The sequence below is a fragment of the Streptomyces sp. NPDC030838 genome (assembly GCF_055572035.1).
The window spans coordinates 91193-105342 of sequence record NZ_JBVIED010000001.1; the positions used below are offsets into that span (position 1 = coordinate 91193).

General features: G+C 72.3%; 12 protein-coding genes. 7 read left to right on the forward strand and 5 right to left on the reverse strand.

Annotated features, from left to right (window positions below; translation table 11 throughout):
• Window positions 1-14: 14 nt before the first annotated feature.
• Window positions 15-467 carry a GNAT family N-acetyltransferase gene (locus tag ACZ42A_RS00420; protein ID WP_468524890.1) on the reverse strand — a complete coding sequence of 151 codons (453 nt, stop codon included), beginning with the start codon at window positions 465-467 and terminating at the stop codon, window positions 15-17.
• Between the two features lie 130 nt (window positions 468-597).
• Entirely contained in the window at window positions 598-1365 is a 768-nt protein-coding gene (locus ACZ42A_RS00425; RefSeq protein ID WP_468526098.1) for a S1 family peptidase, read from the reverse strand.
• A gap of 200 nt (window positions 1366-1565) precedes the next feature.
• Between ACZ42A_RS00425 and ACZ42A_RS00430 the strand changes: the two genes are divergently transcribed.
• Window positions 1566-2462, forward strand: a complete 897-nt coding sequence (locus tag ACZ42A_RS00430; RefSeq protein ID WP_468524891.1) for a hypothetical protein — start codon at window positions 1566-1568, stop codon at window positions 2460-2462.
• Window positions 2463-2495: 33 nt separating this feature from the next.
• Here the strand turns inward: ACZ42A_RS00430 and ACZ42A_RS00435 are convergent, their stop codons facing one another.
• A complete protein-coding gene (locus ACZ42A_RS00435) occupies window positions 2496-4910 on the reverse strand; it encodes a polysaccharide lyase 8 family protein (protein ID WP_468524892.1) in 2415 nt (804 codons plus the stop codon).
• A gap of 223 nt (window positions 4911-5133) precedes the next feature.
• On the opposite strand from ACZ42A_RS00435, the gene ACZ42A_RS00440 reads away from it, so the two are divergent.
• The 6 genes from ACZ42A_RS00440 to ACZ42A_RS00465 all read left to right on the forward strand — a co-directional run bounded on the left by ACZ42A_RS00440 (window position 5134) and on the right by ACZ42A_RS00465 (window position 12413).
• Window positions 5134-6195 (forward strand): LacI family DNA-binding transcriptional regulator, encoded by a 1062-nt coding sequence (locus tag ACZ42A_RS00440; protein ID WP_468524893.1) that lies wholly within the window; start codon window positions 5134-5136, stop codon window positions 6193-6195.
• A gap of 53 nt (window positions 6196-6248) precedes the next feature.
• Window positions 6249-8030 carry a glycoside hydrolase family 35 protein gene (locus ACZ42A_RS00445; protein ID WP_468524894.1) on the forward strand — a complete coding sequence of 594 codons (1782 nt, stop codon included), beginning with the start codon at window positions 6249-6251 and terminating at the stop codon, window positions 8028-8030.
• A 136-nt stretch (window positions 8031-8166) separates the two neighbouring features.
• A complete protein-coding gene (locus tag ACZ42A_RS00450; protein ID WP_468524895.1) occupies window positions 8167-9477 on the forward strand; it encodes an ABC transporter substrate-binding protein in 1311 nt (436 codons plus the stop codon).
• A gap of 82 nt (window positions 9478-9559) precedes the next feature.
• Window positions 9560-10480 carry a carbohydrate ABC transporter permease gene (locus tag ACZ42A_RS00455; protein WP_468524896.1) on the forward strand — a complete coding sequence of 307 codons (921 nt, stop codon included), beginning with the start codon at window positions 9560-9562 and terminating at the stop codon, window positions 10478-10480.
• 2 nt (window positions 10481-10482) lie between these two features.
• On the forward strand, window positions 10483-11394 hold the full coding sequence (locus ACZ42A_RS00460) for a carbohydrate ABC transporter permease (protein ID WP_468524897.1): 912 nt from the start codon (window positions 10483-10485) through the stop codon (window positions 11392-11394).
• 38 nt (window positions 11395-11432) lie between these two features.
• On the forward strand, window positions 11433-12413 hold the full coding sequence (locus ACZ42A_RS00465; protein ID WP_468524898.1) for a hydroxyacid dehydrogenase: 981 nt from the start codon (window positions 11433-11435) through the stop codon (window positions 12411-12413).
• 30 nt (window positions 12414-12443) lie between these two features.
• On the opposite strand, the gene ACZ42A_RS00470 is transcribed toward ACZ42A_RS00465, so the two are convergent.
• Window positions 12444-13349, reverse strand: a complete 906-nt coding sequence (locus ACZ42A_RS00470) for an SDR family oxidoreductase (protein ID WP_468524899.1) — start codon at window positions 13347-13349, stop codon at window positions 12444-12446.
• Window positions 13346-14101, reverse strand: a complete 756-nt coding sequence (locus ACZ42A_RS00475) for an SDR family oxidoreductase (RefSeq protein ID WP_468524900.1) — start codon at window positions 14099-14101, stop codon at window positions 13346-13348. Before ACZ42A_RS00475 ends, ACZ42A_RS00470 begins: the two co-directional genes overlap by 4 nt.
• Window positions 14102-14150 lie beyond the last annotated feature (49 nt).

Below are 14150 nucleotides of genomic sequence, written 5' to 3' on the forward strand. Positions count from 1 at the left end.
GGGGGCCCGGCCGATCAGCCGCCGATCACCTTGTGGAACGAGACGTCCGCGTGGCCTCCGGGGACGCCCGGGGTACGCCCCGTCTCACGGAAGCCCAGCTTCCGGTAGAACTCCGGGGCCTGGAAGGTGTACGTCGAGACGACCATGTCCGTGCAGCCGCGCCGGACGCCCTCCTCCTCGGCGGCCCGCATCAGCCGGCTGCCCCACCCGGCGCCCCGCAGATCTTCGCGCACCCACAGCAGGTCGACGGCGCACAGCCCGCCCCAGATCGACCCGGTGAGCCCGCCGGCCGGCTCCCCGGCGGCGTCGTCGATCCGCACACTGAACTCCTCCGGCGTTCCGGCCCCGCAGGCCTCGCCGTTGAAGGCGGTGAGTTCGTCGTCGAGAAGCTTTTCGAGAGCGTCGTCCGGCCCGCCGGTCCGCAGGGACGGCTGGGCGGCGTCGGGGTGCTGCTGTTCGGCGGTCACGGCCGGGATTCTCCCAGGGGGCGGAACGGCGATCGAACGGTTTTCCACAGGCCCGGAGGCGGCTGGAACGCATACGGCGGAGCCGCGCCCCGAGCGGGCGGCTCCGCCGTACACCTCTCGCCGTCCGCGGCTACAGCGCGGAGGCGGCCTTGGCTATATCGTCGGCGAAGGTGCTGACCTCGGTGTAGACACCGGGCACACCGGTGCGGGCGCAGCCGTCACCCCAGCTGACGATGCCGACCTGGATCCACTTGCCCGCGTCGTCCTTGCGGAACATGGGGCCGCCCGAGTCGCCCTGGCAGGTGTCGATGCCGCCGGAGGTGTATCCGGCGCACAGTTCCTCCTTCGGCACCAGCCGGTTGCCGTAGTGCCACTTGCACGCGCGGTCGCTGATGAAGGGGACGGTCGCCTTCTGGAGCTTGGTCGTGCCCGTGCCGGCGCCCTCCTTGGTGTCCCCCCAGCCCGCGATCGTGAAGGTGCCGCGGTTGTACCGCGTGGTGGTGGCGATCTTCAGCGTGGGCTTGTCGATCGGCTTGGCGAGCTTGATCAGCGCCCAGTCCTTGCCCGTGCCGTCGTAGCCGGGCGCCACCTTGACCTTGGTCGACTTGACCTTGATCGCGGCGGAGGAGTTCAGATCGGCGACACCCGCGGTGACGGTGATACGGGTGTTGTTGCCGGAGCCGTCCATGCAGTGGGCGGCGGTCAGGACGATGTCCTTCTTGTAGAGCGCCCCGCCGCAGCCCATCGAGAGATGGACCATGAAGGGGAACTCGTTCTGCGCGGCGGGCTTTCCGCCGATGACGCGCGCGTCGGCGGCGGTCGCGGTGCTGACCGGCTGGAGGCTGGCGACCGCGAGGGCGACGGCTCCGGCCGCGGCGGCCTTCTTCGCCAGCGCCAGGCCGCCTCTCTTCGCGGCGGTGGTCGAGGTATGGGTCAACGTACGTCCTTTCGTGGGGGGTTGGGCGGCTCGCAGTATGTGATCAGACGGCGTGCATGACAAGGACGGATCTCACGCCTCCCGGAGGGAACCCCTCGGGCGAAAATCCGCTCCCCTGCTCGTAGAGTGGAAAGCGGGTTCAAGGCGTCCTGGGGGTCGGCGTGGCGAACGGCGGACCGGTTCAGCACGGCTACCCACACCTGGAGACGGTGCGGGCCGCGATCACCGCGTTGTACAAGCGGCTGTCGTACGACACCGTCCAGACCTTCGCGACCAGCGTGCCCCCGGCCGACGTGGCCTTCTGCGACACCGACGACCTCCATCTCGGCGCCCAGCGGGTGGCCCGCGAACTGGTGCGGCACTACCGGCTGCCGGATGCCCGGCTGATCGTCAGCTTCCGCGAGATGACCCAGGCGGCGAACGTCGAACTCGCCGCGGGCCCGGAGTACTTCGTGGAGCTGAACGACCGCTTCCGCACGCACCGCCGCGACATCGGCGCGGCCCTGGCGCACGAGGTGGCGCACGTCTATCTGCACCGCCTGGGCCTGGCCTTCCCCGGCACCCGCGACAACGAGATCCTCACGGACACGACCTCGACCTACCTCGGCGCCGGCTGGCTGCTGCTGGACGCCTACCGGGAGGACGGGGCGTCCAGCCAGAAGCTCGGCTATCTCACCCCCGAGGAGTTCGGCTACGTCCTCGCCAAGCGCTCCCTGGTCTTCGGCGAGGACCCGTCGGTCTGGTTCACCAGCCCGCAGGCGTACACGGCGTACACGAAGGGCATGACCCTGGCCCGCCGGGACGGGCAGCAGCCGCCGCTGACGGCGGCCGGCTGGGCGGGCCGCCGCCGCTATGCCCGCGACCGGCGGCACGCCCAGGACCGGCACACCGCCGTCACCGACCCGGGCGTGCCCTACACGTTCTCGCCCGACGCCCAGGGGCCGCTGCGGGTGTCGTTCCCCTGCCCGACCTGCCACCAGCGGATCAGGGTGCCGGTGCGGGGGCGGATGCGGGCGCGGTGCGCGCTGTGCCGGACGGTGCTGGAGTGCGACACGTAGCGGCGCCGGAGTGCGCCCCGTGGCGGCACCGGTTCAGCCGAGGGTGACCACCGCCTTGTGCACCGCGCCCAAGGTCCCCGGGGTGATCCGCAGCGACAGGGACGCGCCCGTCGACAGCACCTGGACCGAGGAGTCCTTCGACGTCACCGCCGACACCGCGCGGTTCCACGTCAGGTCGATCGTGGCGCCGTCGCGCAGCGGTCCGGAGACGCAGACGGTGGCGGTGCCCCCGGTCTCGCGGATCATCACGCTCGCCGGGGCGCTCGCCGTGACGGCGCCGACCGTGCCGGCGAGCCAGAAGTTGACGCCGGTGAAGCCGAGGGAGCCGACGCGGACGCCCTGCTGGTCGTTGGTGTTGGCGAGCACGGACAGCCAGCCGGAGTCGGCCGCGCGGGCGGCCGTCTGCGCGGCGGACGCGCCGGGCATCAGGACGTAGGCGTAGGTGGCCCAGGTCGGGTCGGTGCCGTGGTCGAACCACAGGGTCAGATAGCGGCGGGTGACCGGATCGGTCGTGCCGCCGGTGTTGATGTCCGACCAGGCGCCGGTACGGGCCTCGCGCAGCGCCTTGACGGTGGCGCCGCCGGGGAAGACGTAGCCGCCGAAGCCCGCGAGGTGCGCCCACGTGGAGCCGGTGAGGGTGGCGGTCCAGCCGAGGGTGGTGGGCTGGGCGGTGCCGTCGGTCGTGAGGACGTGGGTGCCGTTCGCGCCGAGGTTGCGGTTGTCGACGATCGTCTCGACGCCGGTGCCGTCGCGGCCGTGGATGCCGGCGCCGAGGCAGACGATCGCGTCGTCGAGGAAGAACCAGGACTTCTTGGCGAGCAGGGTGGAGGACAGGCCCTTGAGGTACTGGCCGACGGCGGCGTACGTGCCGTCGGTGGCGCCGCCCACCCAGCGCACGTCGGGCCGGGCCGCGCCCCAGATGCCGCCCTCGCCGTCGGCCAGCGCCTTGCGGGAGGCGGTGGTGCCGGGCAGGCGGGTGGGGTCGACGGTGGGCCAGAAGGCGTCGCTGTACTGGCCGTTGCCGTACGTGCCGCCCCACCAGTAGAGCATTCCGGAACCGCTGTGCCAGGCGCGCAGGTTCTCGCCGTTGCCGTTCTCGTAGTAGGTGATGCGGTTCGAGGCCATGGAGACGCCGGCGGCCCAGGTGGGTCTGCGGTGCACGGCCCGGTCCATGCCGGGGAAGAGACGGTGTCCGGTGGGTTCGGGAGTGGCGGCGGTCGTGCCGTCGGCGATCGCCTTGAGGCGGGCGAGCTGGGCGACGCCGAGGGCGTCGCTGGTGAGGATCGGACGGTAGTAGTCGCGGGCGATCCAGCCCTTGACCATGCCGTCCCAGCGGGTGCGTTCGGTGCTCGACGCGCTCTGGGCGAGCAGCGCGATGCACGCGATGATCGAATGACCGCGCAGATGATCGTCCTGGAGGATCCCGCGCGTGTCGGTCTTCTGCACGCCCCGGCTGATCGCGCGGCCCGCGACGCCGTCCATGGCGAGGCCGTTGAACAGGAACGGCGCGTACGCCTTCTCGACCGAGTCGAAGACGATCTGCCGGTTGGGGTCGGTGACCTCCCAGGCCGATCCCTTGAGCAGAGCGAACAGCAGGGACAGTCCGCCGAGCATCACCGCGCCGTACGAACCGGCGTAGGGCACATAGGTGTGCTGGATGAAGCTGCCGTCGGCGTACAGGCCGTCGCCGGAGGTGACGTACGGGAAGACGGGGCTGAGTGCGTCCCTCGCCAGGGTGATCTTCGCGGCGTTCTTGCCGATCACGCCGCGCAGGGCGAGGACCCGGCACAGGTCGACGCGGTTGGCGCCGGTGGAGGTGCCGGTGTAGGCGGCGACGGCGCTGTCGGGGACGAAGTGGTCGACGGCGGCGGTGTGGTTCGCGATGCGCGTCGCGCCGAGGTGGTCGTACAGATGGGCGCAGATGTCGAGCAGGGCCTGTGGGATGCCGATCTGCCAGTTGTACCAGTTGCCGTAGCGGGCCTGGCTCGCGTTGTAGGCCTCGTCGTGCAGGTGGTCGAGGCCGGTGAGGATGTCGGCGAGGAGGCCGGCGTCGCCGGTCAGGCCGGTGCCGGGCTGGACATAGGCCTCGGTGAGGGTGCGCAGCCGCTGGTAGCTGGTCTGGAGGTGGCCGGAGTAGGTGTAGGACTCGCTGTCGGTGTCCGGCTCGGGGTCGGCGTAGCCGAGGCCGGGCCACAGGGAGCCCGCGGTGGGGTTCATGGTGGCGCGCAGTGCGGCGGCGGTGTCCCCGAGGGCGGCGAGCCGGCCGGCGTAGGGCTCGGCGGTGGGGTCGTAGCCGGTGCCCAGGAGGAGGTCGCGCCACTTCAGGCGGAGGGTGTCGTAGGCGTCGGCGGCGTGGGCGGTGCCGGTCGCCGTGAGCGGGAGGGGTGCGCCGGCGACGGCCACGAGGGCCGCGCGCAGCACGGTGCGGCGGGAGAGAGGGGAGGGCATGCGGAAGTACCTCCGGAGAGGGAAGGAGGGTGCGTCGTCGGGCCCGGTTCCGCGCTAGGGTGAGCGGTTTCTAACACAACCGCACAGAGAGCGGCAATGAAATGCGCATTGCATCGCTCAATTGATGTTCATTGATTGTTCGAGCAGAAACGTTCACAATCGATCAGGCGGACGCTAGACTCGAGGTCGGCCCGGTCGACAATCACGAGGGGAGCCCGGTCACGTGCACGCCGAAGAGAGGCACCAGGAGATTCTCCACAGGCTGCGCGAGCGGGGGTCGATCCGGGTCAGCGACGTCGCCGCGGAGCTGAACGTCTCGCCCATCACCGTCCGCCGGGACGTCGAGGCGCTGGCCGAACGCGGCCTGGTCACCCGGGTGCACGGCGGAGCGGTGCTGCCGGAGGGCCCGGACGAACAGGCGCCTGCGGGCGCCACCGCTCCGGGCCGCGGCGGCCGGGAGGCGGTCTTCGGCCTGATCGTCCCGGCGGCGGACTACTACTACCCCGAGGTGATCAAGGGCGCCCGGGAGGCCGCCGCCGCGCGCGGCGTCCGCCTCGTCCTCGGCATCTCCCAGTACGACCCCGAGGAGGAGCGGGCCCAGGCCCAGCGGATGCTCGCCGACGGCATCGACGGCCTGCTCATCACCCCGTGCGGCCCGGCCTCGGCACGCTCCTGGCTCGCCGGGCTGACCGTGCCGTACGTCCTGGTGGAGCGGCGGCCCGCCGATGACGCGTGGGGCGCCGAGCGGGTGGTCACGGACCACGCCCACGGCGCCCGGATCGCCGTTCGCCATCTGGCCGACGGCGACCGCGAGCGGATCGGGCTGCTGCTGCGGGAGGACAGCCCGCACGGCGCGCTGGTCCTGGAGGGCTACCGGGCCGGTCTGACGGCGGTCGGGCTGCCGGTGGACGACTCCCTGCTGTTCCGGCTGCCGCCGCCGGGCGGTGACTCCGCCGAACGCGAGCGGGTGCTCGCCGAGTTCACCGACGCGGTCGCCGGCGGCCGGCTCGACGCGGCGATCGTCCACAACGACCACGACGCCATCGTCGTCCTCCAGCGGCTGCGCGCGCGGGGCGTCGAGGTGCCGGGGGACATGGCGCTCGTCGCCTACGACGACGAGGTGGCCGCCCTCGCCGACATCGCGCTGACCGCGGTCGCCCCGCCGAAGCACGCGGTGGGCGCCGCCGCGGTGGACCTGCTGGCGCAGCGGCTGGCCGACCCGGGCCGCCCCCGTCACCGGCTGGCGATCCTGCCGGAGCTGCACGTACGGGAGTCCAGCTCCTAGCTCCGCCGGGCGTATCCCGTTTTCCCCGTTCACGTACGAACCGGAGAACCCTCATGTTCGACATATCACCCGAGGGTTTCTCCCTCGGCGGCCGTCCGCTGCGCGTCCTGTCCGGCGCCCTGCACTACTTCCGCGTCCTGCCCGAGCAGTGGCCGCACCGGCTGCGGATGCTGCGCGCGATGGGCCTGAACACGGTGGAGACGTACGTCCCGTGGAACCTCCACGAGCCGCGCCCCGGCGTGTACGACTTCACCGGCCTCGCGGACCTGGACCGCTTTCTGCGCACCGCGCGCGCGGAGGGTCTGTACGCGATCGTGCGGCCCTCGCCGTACATCTGCGCCGAGTGGGAGAACGGCGGACTGCCCTGGTGGCTGCTCGCGGACCCCGAGGTACGGGCGCTGCGCTGCCGGGACGCGGCGTACCAGGCCCATGTGGACCGCTGGTACGACCGGCTGGTGCCGGTGATCGCCGCGCACCAGGTCACCCGGGGCGGCACCGTGCTGATGGTGCAGGTGGAGAACGAGTACGGCTCGTACGGCACCGACACGGGGCATCTGGAGCGCCTGGCCGCGGGGCTGCGCTCGCGCGGCATCGACGTGCCGCTGTTCACCTCGGACGGGCCGGACGACTTCTTCCTGACCGGCGGCACCCTGCCGGGCACCCTGGCGACGGTGAACTTCGGCAGCCGGGCCGGGGAGGCGTTCGCCTCGCTGGCGCGGCTGCGGCCGAAGGACCCGCCGATGTGCATGGAGTTCTGGTGCGGCTGGTTCGACCACTGGGGCGAGGAGCACGTCGTACGGGAGCCGGCGGACGCGGCCGGCACGCTCGCCGAGATCCTGCGGGCGGGCGCCTCGGTCAACATCTACATGGCGCACGGCGGCACCAACTTCTCCACCTGGGCGGGCGCCAACACCGCGGACCCGGCCACCGGGGCGCGCTACCAGCCGACGGTGACGTCGTACGACTACGACGCCCCGATCGACGAACGCGGCGGTGTCACCGAGAAGTTCCGGGCCTTCCGCGAGGTGCTGCGGCCGTACGCCGACGGCCCGCTGCCGGAGCCGGAGCCGCCCGCGCCGCTGCTGCCGTCCGCGCGGGTCGAACTCACCGAGGCGCTGCGGCTGTCCGACGTCTTCGACGCGCTGGCCGGACCGGAGACGACGGCCCCGCTGCCGCCGTCCTTCGAGGAACTGGGCATCGGGCACGGGCTGGTGCGGTACCGCTCGCGGGTGCCCGGACCGCGCGGGCCGTATCCGCTGTCCGCGCAGGGGCTCGGCGACCGCGCCCATGTCTACCTGGACGGGGTGTACGCCGGGGTGCTGGAGCGGGACGGGACCGAGGCGGTGCCGGACGTGGCGGTGCCGGAGGCGGGAGCCCGGGTGGAGCTGCTCGTCGAGTCCATGGGGCGGGTCAACTACGGCGCCGGGCTGGGCGACCGCAAGGGCGTACGGCGGGTGCTGCACACCCAGCAGCTGCTGCACGGCTGGGCGGCGCGGGGCGTGGAGCTGGGGCATGGGACGCCGGAGCGGCTGCCGTGGGACGCCGCCGAGGGCCCCGGCACCGATACCGGTCCCGTGTTCCTGCGCGGGTTCCTCGACGTGGCGGCGCCCGGTGACGCGTATCTGGCGCTGCCCGGCGCCGGCAAGGGCTATGTCTGGGTGAACGGCTTCTGCCTGGGCCGTTACTGGCCGGCCCGCGGGCCGCAGCGGACGCTCTACCTGCCGTGGCCGCTGCTGCGGGCGGGGCGGAACGAGGTCGTGGTGCTGGAGCTGGACGCGGACGCGGGGACGGTTCCGGCGGCCGTGGAGACGCGGGACGCGCCCGAGCTGGGCTGAACAGCAAGCTCGAACGAACAAAGTTGAGATCGAATCTGTCGCTTTCTCTGATTGATTGTTCGTTTCTATTGACTCTGATCGGTCCTGCACGAATGATGTGCGTCATTCGCCTCGCCCATCCGTAGGAGTCAGTGCCATGAAGCCGTCCTCGCCCGCCCTCGCCGCCGCGGTGGCGTCTCTCGCCCTTCTCGCCACCGCGTGCGGCGGCTCCGACGCCGACCAGGCGGGCACCGGCACCGCCGAACAGCCCGTCGAGATCACCTACTGGTCCTGGATGCCCGGCACCAAGGAGATGGCCGAGGCGTTCAACCGGACCCACAAGAACATCAAGGTCACGTTCTCCGAGATACCGGCCGGTCTCAACGGCGGCTACGACAAGCTCGCCAAGGCGGTGAAGGCGGGCAACGCCCCGGACGTCGTCAACGTCGAGTACCAGGCGCTGCCCGACCTGGTCACCCAGGGACTGCTGCGGGACTCCTCCGCCGAACTGGCGAAGCCGGTCGCGTCGTACGCCCCCGAGTCCGTGCGCGGCCTCGTCACCCTCGGCGGGAAGACCTGGGCGGCCCCCTACGACGTGGCCCCGCAGACGCTGTACTACCGCAAGGACCTGTTCGAGAAGTACGGCGTCGAAGTGCCCCGGACCTGGGACGAGTTCCGCACCGCCGCCGAGAAGGTGAAGACCGCCTCCGACGGCGAGGCCCGCATCCTGGATTTCTGGGGCGACGACACCGCCACCTGGGCCGGGCTCGCCCAGCAGGCCGGTGCCCGCTGGTACGGCTCGTCCGGCGACGCCTGGACGGTGAACATCACCGACCCGGCCACCAAGAAGGTCGCCGACTACTGGAAGGACCTGGTCAAGGACGACCTGGTGCTCAACCACAAGGCGTGGAGCCCCGAGGCGACCAAGGCGGTCACCGACTCCCGGGCGATCGCGCTGATCGGCGCCTCCTGGAGCGCGGGCGGCATCAAGACGACGTACCCGAAGCAGTCCGGCAAGTGGGCCGAGGCGCCGCTGCCGCACTGGGGCACGCCCGCGACCGGCGCGGTCGGCGGCTCCTCGTTCGCGCTGACCAAGGACACCGACAAGGCCGCGGCGGCCGCCGAGTTCGCCGTCTGGGCCACCACCGACCCGGCCGCGGTCAAGTCCCGCCTGGCCGCGGGCACGTCCAGCGCGCTGCCCGCGAGCGAGGAGCTGCGCGCCACCGCGAAGGAGTCGTTCGACGCGGAGTACTTCGGCGGGCAGGACATTTACGAGGTCGCGGGCGCGCAGGTGTCGACGATCGCCGAGGGCTGGGTGTGGAGCCCGGTGCACAACTCCACGACGTTGACGCTGCAGACGGAGTTCGGGAAGGCGCAGAAGAGCGGGGAGTTCTGGGAGGCGTTCCAGGCGGGGCAGGTCGCGGCGGAGAAGGCGATCAAGGATCGCGGGCTGAAGCTCGCGGAGTGACCGCGTGGGAGCAGGGGCTGAGGCAGCCCCCGGCCCCTGCTCCCCTCCCCAGCAGTCGCCGGCCTTGGCCCCAGGAGTTCCCATGGCATCCACCCGGCCCGCCCCCGGGCCCCGCAAGCGGCCTGCCGCCGCGTTCGCCCCCGCCCTCTTCCTCGCCCCCTTCCTCCTCCTCTTCCTCCTCACCCTGCTCGCCCCGATCGGCTACGCGGTCTGGATGAGCCTGTTCCGGGATCAGGCGGCGTCCGGGCTGGGGTTCGGCGGGACGGAGACGCTGTTCGTCGGCGTCGACAACTATCTGCGCGCGCTGACCGACCCGGGCTTCCGCCGCGGTTTCGCGCACATCGCGCTGTACTGCGCGGTCTACATCCCGGTGATGGTCGGCGGCGCCCTGGCGCTCGCGCTGCTGCTGGACTCGGCGCTGGCCCGCGCGAAGCGGTTCTTCCAGCTGGCGTACTTCCTGCCGCACGCGGTGCCCGGTCTGATCGCGGCGATCATCTGGGGGTTTCTCTACACGCCCGGCCTCAGTCCGGTGATCGACTTCCTGTCCGTGTTCGGCGCGGACTGGGACCTGCTGGGCCCCGACGCGGTGCTGTTCTCCATGGCCAACGCGGCGACCTGGCAGTGGATCGGCTACAACATGGTGATCTTCTACGCCGCTCTCCAGGCCGTGCCGCGCGAGACGCTGGAGGCGGCCGTGATGGACGGCGCCGGCCAGTTGCGCACCGCCTGGTCGGTGAAGGTGCCGATGATCCGTTCGTCGATCGTGCTCACGTGTCTCTTCACCGCGGTCGGTTCGATCCAGCTGTTCAACGAACCCGAGGTGCTGCGCGCTCGATCATCCGCGATCTCCCCGGAGTGGAGCCCGGTGATGTTCATCTACCAGGCCGCCTTCACCGAGCACGACTACGGCCTGGCCGCCGCGGCCTCCCTGCTGCTCGCGGTGCTGGGCGCCGCCCTGTCGTTCGTCATCACGCGGCTCGGCAACCGCTGGAAGGAGGCCTGAGCATGGCCGTCGACACCGCAGCCCCGCACCGCGAGGCGCCCACCGCCCCCGCTCCGGCCGTACGCCCGCGCGGCACCGGCCCCTCCTGGTCCTCCCGGGCCGCCGTCAACACCCTGCTCGCGATCGTCGCCCTGTACACGCTGATGCCACTGAGCTGGCTGCTGCTCAACGCGACGAAGGACAACGGCGATCTGTTCGGCCGCCCCGGCTTCCGCCTCGGTGACTTCAACCTGTTCACGAACATCGCGGACCTGTTCACCCACCAGGACGGCATCTTCGGCCGCTGGCTCGCCAACAGCCTGCTGTACTCCGGCGTCGGCGCCCTCGCCTCGACGCTGATCTCGCTGCTCGCCGGGTACGCCTTCGCCACGTACGCCTTCCGCGGCAAGGAGAAGCTGTACGGCCTGGTGCTGCTGGGCATCCTGGTGCCGCACACCGTGATCTCGCTGCCGATGTATCTGCTCGCCTCGGAGGCCGGCCTGGTCAACACCTACTGGGCGGTGCTGATCCCGGGCCTGGTCAATCCGTTCGGCGTCTACCTGGCCCGGGTGTTCTCGGAGGCGTACGTGCCGCCGGAGACCCTGGAGGCGGCCCGGATGGACGGGGCGGGCGAGCTGCGCACGTTCCGCTCGGTGGCGCTGCCGATGCTCTCCCCCGCCTTCGTGACCATCTTCCTGTTCACCTTCACCGCCGGCTGGAACAACTTCTTCCTGCCGCTGGTGATGCTCAACGACGCGTCCCTGTACCCGGTGGGCCTCGGCCTGTACGGCTGGAACGCCGTGCTGCCGCAGGAACCGCAGCTGTACGCCCTGGTGATCACGGGCTCGCTGCTGTCCGTCGTTCCGCTCGCCGTCGCCTTCCTGTCGCTGCAGCGCCACTGGCGCTCCGGCCTGACCGCGGGAGCCGTCAAGTGACTCCTCCTTCCCCCCGCCGTCCGCGCACCGTCCTCGCGATGGACGTCCCCGTCCGGGAGGCGCTGTTCGACGCGGCGGCCCTGGACCGGCTGACCCGGGTCGCCGACACCGATCCCGCCCTGGTCGTACGGGACTTCGCCGACCCGGCCGCGGCCGGTGCGCTCGCCGAGGCGGAGGCGCTGTTCACCGGCTGGGGCTGCCCGCCGCTCACCGCGGAGGCGCTCGACCGGATGCCGCGGCTGCGCACGGTGGTGCACGCGGCGGGCTCGGTCAAGCACCACATCACCGACGCCTGCTGGAAGCGCGGCCTCACGGTCGCCTCGGCCGCCGACGCGAACGCGGTGCCGGTGGCCGAGTACACCGTCGCCGCGATCCTCTTCTCCGGCAAGCGGGTGCTGCACGCGGCGCGGGTGTACCGGGAGCGGCGGTCCTGGGTGAGCCCGATCGAGGTGATCGGCGCGGGCGGCAACTACCGGCGCACGGTGGGCGTCGTCGGCGCGTCCCGCATCGGCCGCCGGGTGCTGGAGCTGCTGCGCCCGTACGATCTGCGGGTTCTGCTGTACGACCCCTATGTGGACGCCGAGGAGGCGGCGCGGCTGGGGGCGCGGTCGGTGTCGCTGGACACGCTCGCGCTCTCCAGCGACATCGTCTCGATCCACGCGCCCCAACTCCCGGAGACCAGGCACCTGTTCGACCGCGCCCGGCTGGCCCTTCTCGCCGACGGCGCCACGCTGATCAACACGGCCCGAGGATCCCTGGTGGACACCACCGCGCTGACCGAGGAACTGGTCTCCGGTCGGCTGAACGCGGTCCTCGACGTGACCGACCCGGAGGTGCTGCCGCCCGACTCCCCCCTGTACGACCTCCCGAACGTCCTGCTCACCCCGCACATCGCGGGCTCGCTCGGCAACGAGCTGTACCGCATGACCCACGCGGCGCTGGACGAGCTGGAGCGGTACGCGCGGGGGCTGCCGTACGAGTCGGGGGTCCGCGCGGAGGAGTTGGCGCGCTCGGCGTAAGGCCATCCCGCTCGGCGTGACCTCGGGGCCCTACGCCCCGTACACCGCCCCCGGCGTCTCCGCCCGCCCCAGCAGCTCACGCACCGCCTCCCCCGCCTCCCCGGGGTCCCACCGCGCGCCCTTGTCCGCGGTGGGGCCGGGCCGCCAGCCCTCCATGACGGTGATCCGGCCGCCCTCCGCCTCGAAGACCCGCCCGGTGACACCGGCGCTGGCCGCCGAGCCGAGCCAGACGACGAGGGGGGAGACGTTCTCCGGGGCCATGGCGTCGAACCCGGCGGCGGGGGCGGCCATGGTCGCGGCGAACGCGCGCTCGGTCATGCGGGTGCGGGCGGCGGGCGCGATGGCGTTGACCTGGACGCCGTACCGGCCCAGTTCGGCGGCGGCGACCAGGGTGAGCCCGATGATCCCGGCCTTGGCGGCGCTGTAGTTGCCCTGCCCGACCGAGCCCAGCAGGCCCGCCCCGCTGCTGGTGTTGACGATCCGCGCGACCGGCCCGCGCCCCGCCTTGGCCTCGGTCCGCCAGTGCGCGGCGGCGTGCTTCAACGGCAGGAAGTGCCCCTTGAGGTGGACGCGTACGACCGCGTCCCAGTCGTCCTCGTCGAGGTTGACCAGCATCCGGTCGCGCAGGAACCCTGCGTTGTTCACCAGGGTGTCCAGCCCGCCGTACGTCTCCACGGCCGTCCGGATCAGTGAGGCGGCGCCTTCGGTGGTGGCGATGTCCCCGGCGTGCGCGACCGCCTCGCCGCCCGCCGCGCGGATCTCCTCGGCGATCCGCGCGGCGGGGCTGTCCGGGTCCGGCGCCCCGTCGAGCCCGACCCCGAGGTCGTTGACGACGAGCCGCGCGCCCTCCGCCGCGAAGGCGAGGGCGTGGGCCCGGCCGAGCCCGCGTCCGGCTCCAGTGACGACGACGACCCGTCCGGCACAGATCCCGCTCATCTCAGCCCTCCTCGAGCCTCCGTGTGCGCTGTCGCGGCGTCCAGGAAGGCGGGCCGCTCGCCGCCCCCGTGCACCGCCAGGCTCGCCCCGCTGATGTACGCGGCGGCGTCGGAGGCGAGGAACACGGCCGCGGCGCCGACGTCGGCGGGTTCGGCGAGCCGCCCGAGCGGCACGGTGCGGGCGACGGCGGCGAGGCCCTCCGCGTCGCCGTAGTGGAGGTGCGACAGCTCGGTGCGGACCATGCCGACGACGAGCGTGTTGACGCGGACTTCCGGGGCCCATTCCACCGCCATGGACCGCGCGAGGCTCTCCAGCCCGGCCTTGGCCGCCCCGTAGGCCGCCGTCCCCGGCGACGGCCGCCCGCCGCTGACGCTGCCGATCATCACCACGGACCCCCGGGCCCGCCGCAGCAGCCCGTACGCGGCGAGCGAGGCGGTGAGCGGGGTGATCAGGTTCAGCTCGACCACGCGCGCGTGCCGCTCGGCGTCGGCGTCGGCCAGCAGCCGGTGGGGCGCGCCGCCCGCGTTGTTGACGAGGACGTCGAGCCGGGGCAGCGCGGCGAAGAAGTCCCGGACGGCGGGCGGGTCGCGCAGGTCCACCGGCACGAAACGGCAGCCGTCGAGGGGCACTTCGGGCGGCCGGCGCGCGCAGACCACGACCTCCGCACCGGCCGCCGCGAACGCCCGCGCGATCCCCGCGCCGACGCCCCGGGTGCCGCCGGTGACGACCGCGACCTTCCCGTTCAGCTCCATCCGCCGCTACCCTTCAGGGACAAGCGCACCTAACAAACGTTTGGTGGAA

Excerpts from the sequence above, each read along its gene's own strand:
- ACZ42A_RS00435 (WP_468524892.1), bottom strand. The coding sequence starts at position 4,910 with ATGCCCTCCCCTCTCTCCCGCCGCACCGTGCTGCGCGCGGCCCTCGTG.
- ACZ42A_RS00445 (WP_468524894.1), top strand. The coding sequence starts at position 6,249 with ATGTTCGACATATCACCCGAGGGTTTCTCCCTCGGCGGCCGTCCGCTG.
- ACZ42A_RS00450 (WP_468524895.1), top strand. The coding sequence starts at position 8,167 with ATGAAGCCGTCCTCGCCCGCCCTCGCCGCCGCGGTGGCGTCTCTCGCC.
- ACZ42A_RS00455 (WP_468524896.1), top strand. The coding sequence starts at position 9,560 with ATGGCATCCACCCGGCCCGCCCCCGGGCCCCGCAAGCGGCCTGCCGCC.
- ACZ42A_RS00460 (WP_468524897.1), top strand. The coding sequence starts at position 10,483 with ATGGCCGTCGACACCGCAGCCCCGCACCGCGAGGCGCCCACCGCCCCC.
- ACZ42A_RS00465 (WP_468524898.1), top strand. The coding sequence starts at position 11,433 with ATGGACGTCCCCGTCCGGGAGGCGCTGTTCGACGCGGCGGCCCTGGAC.
- ACZ42A_RS00470 (WP_468524899.1), bottom strand. The coding sequence starts at position 13,349 with ATGAGCGGGATCTGTGCCGGACGGGTCGTCGTCGTCACTGGAGCCGGA.
- ACZ42A_RS00475 (WP_468524900.1), bottom strand. The coding sequence starts at position 14,101 with ATGGAGCTGAACGGGAAGGTCGCGGTCGTCACCGGCGGCACCCGGGGC.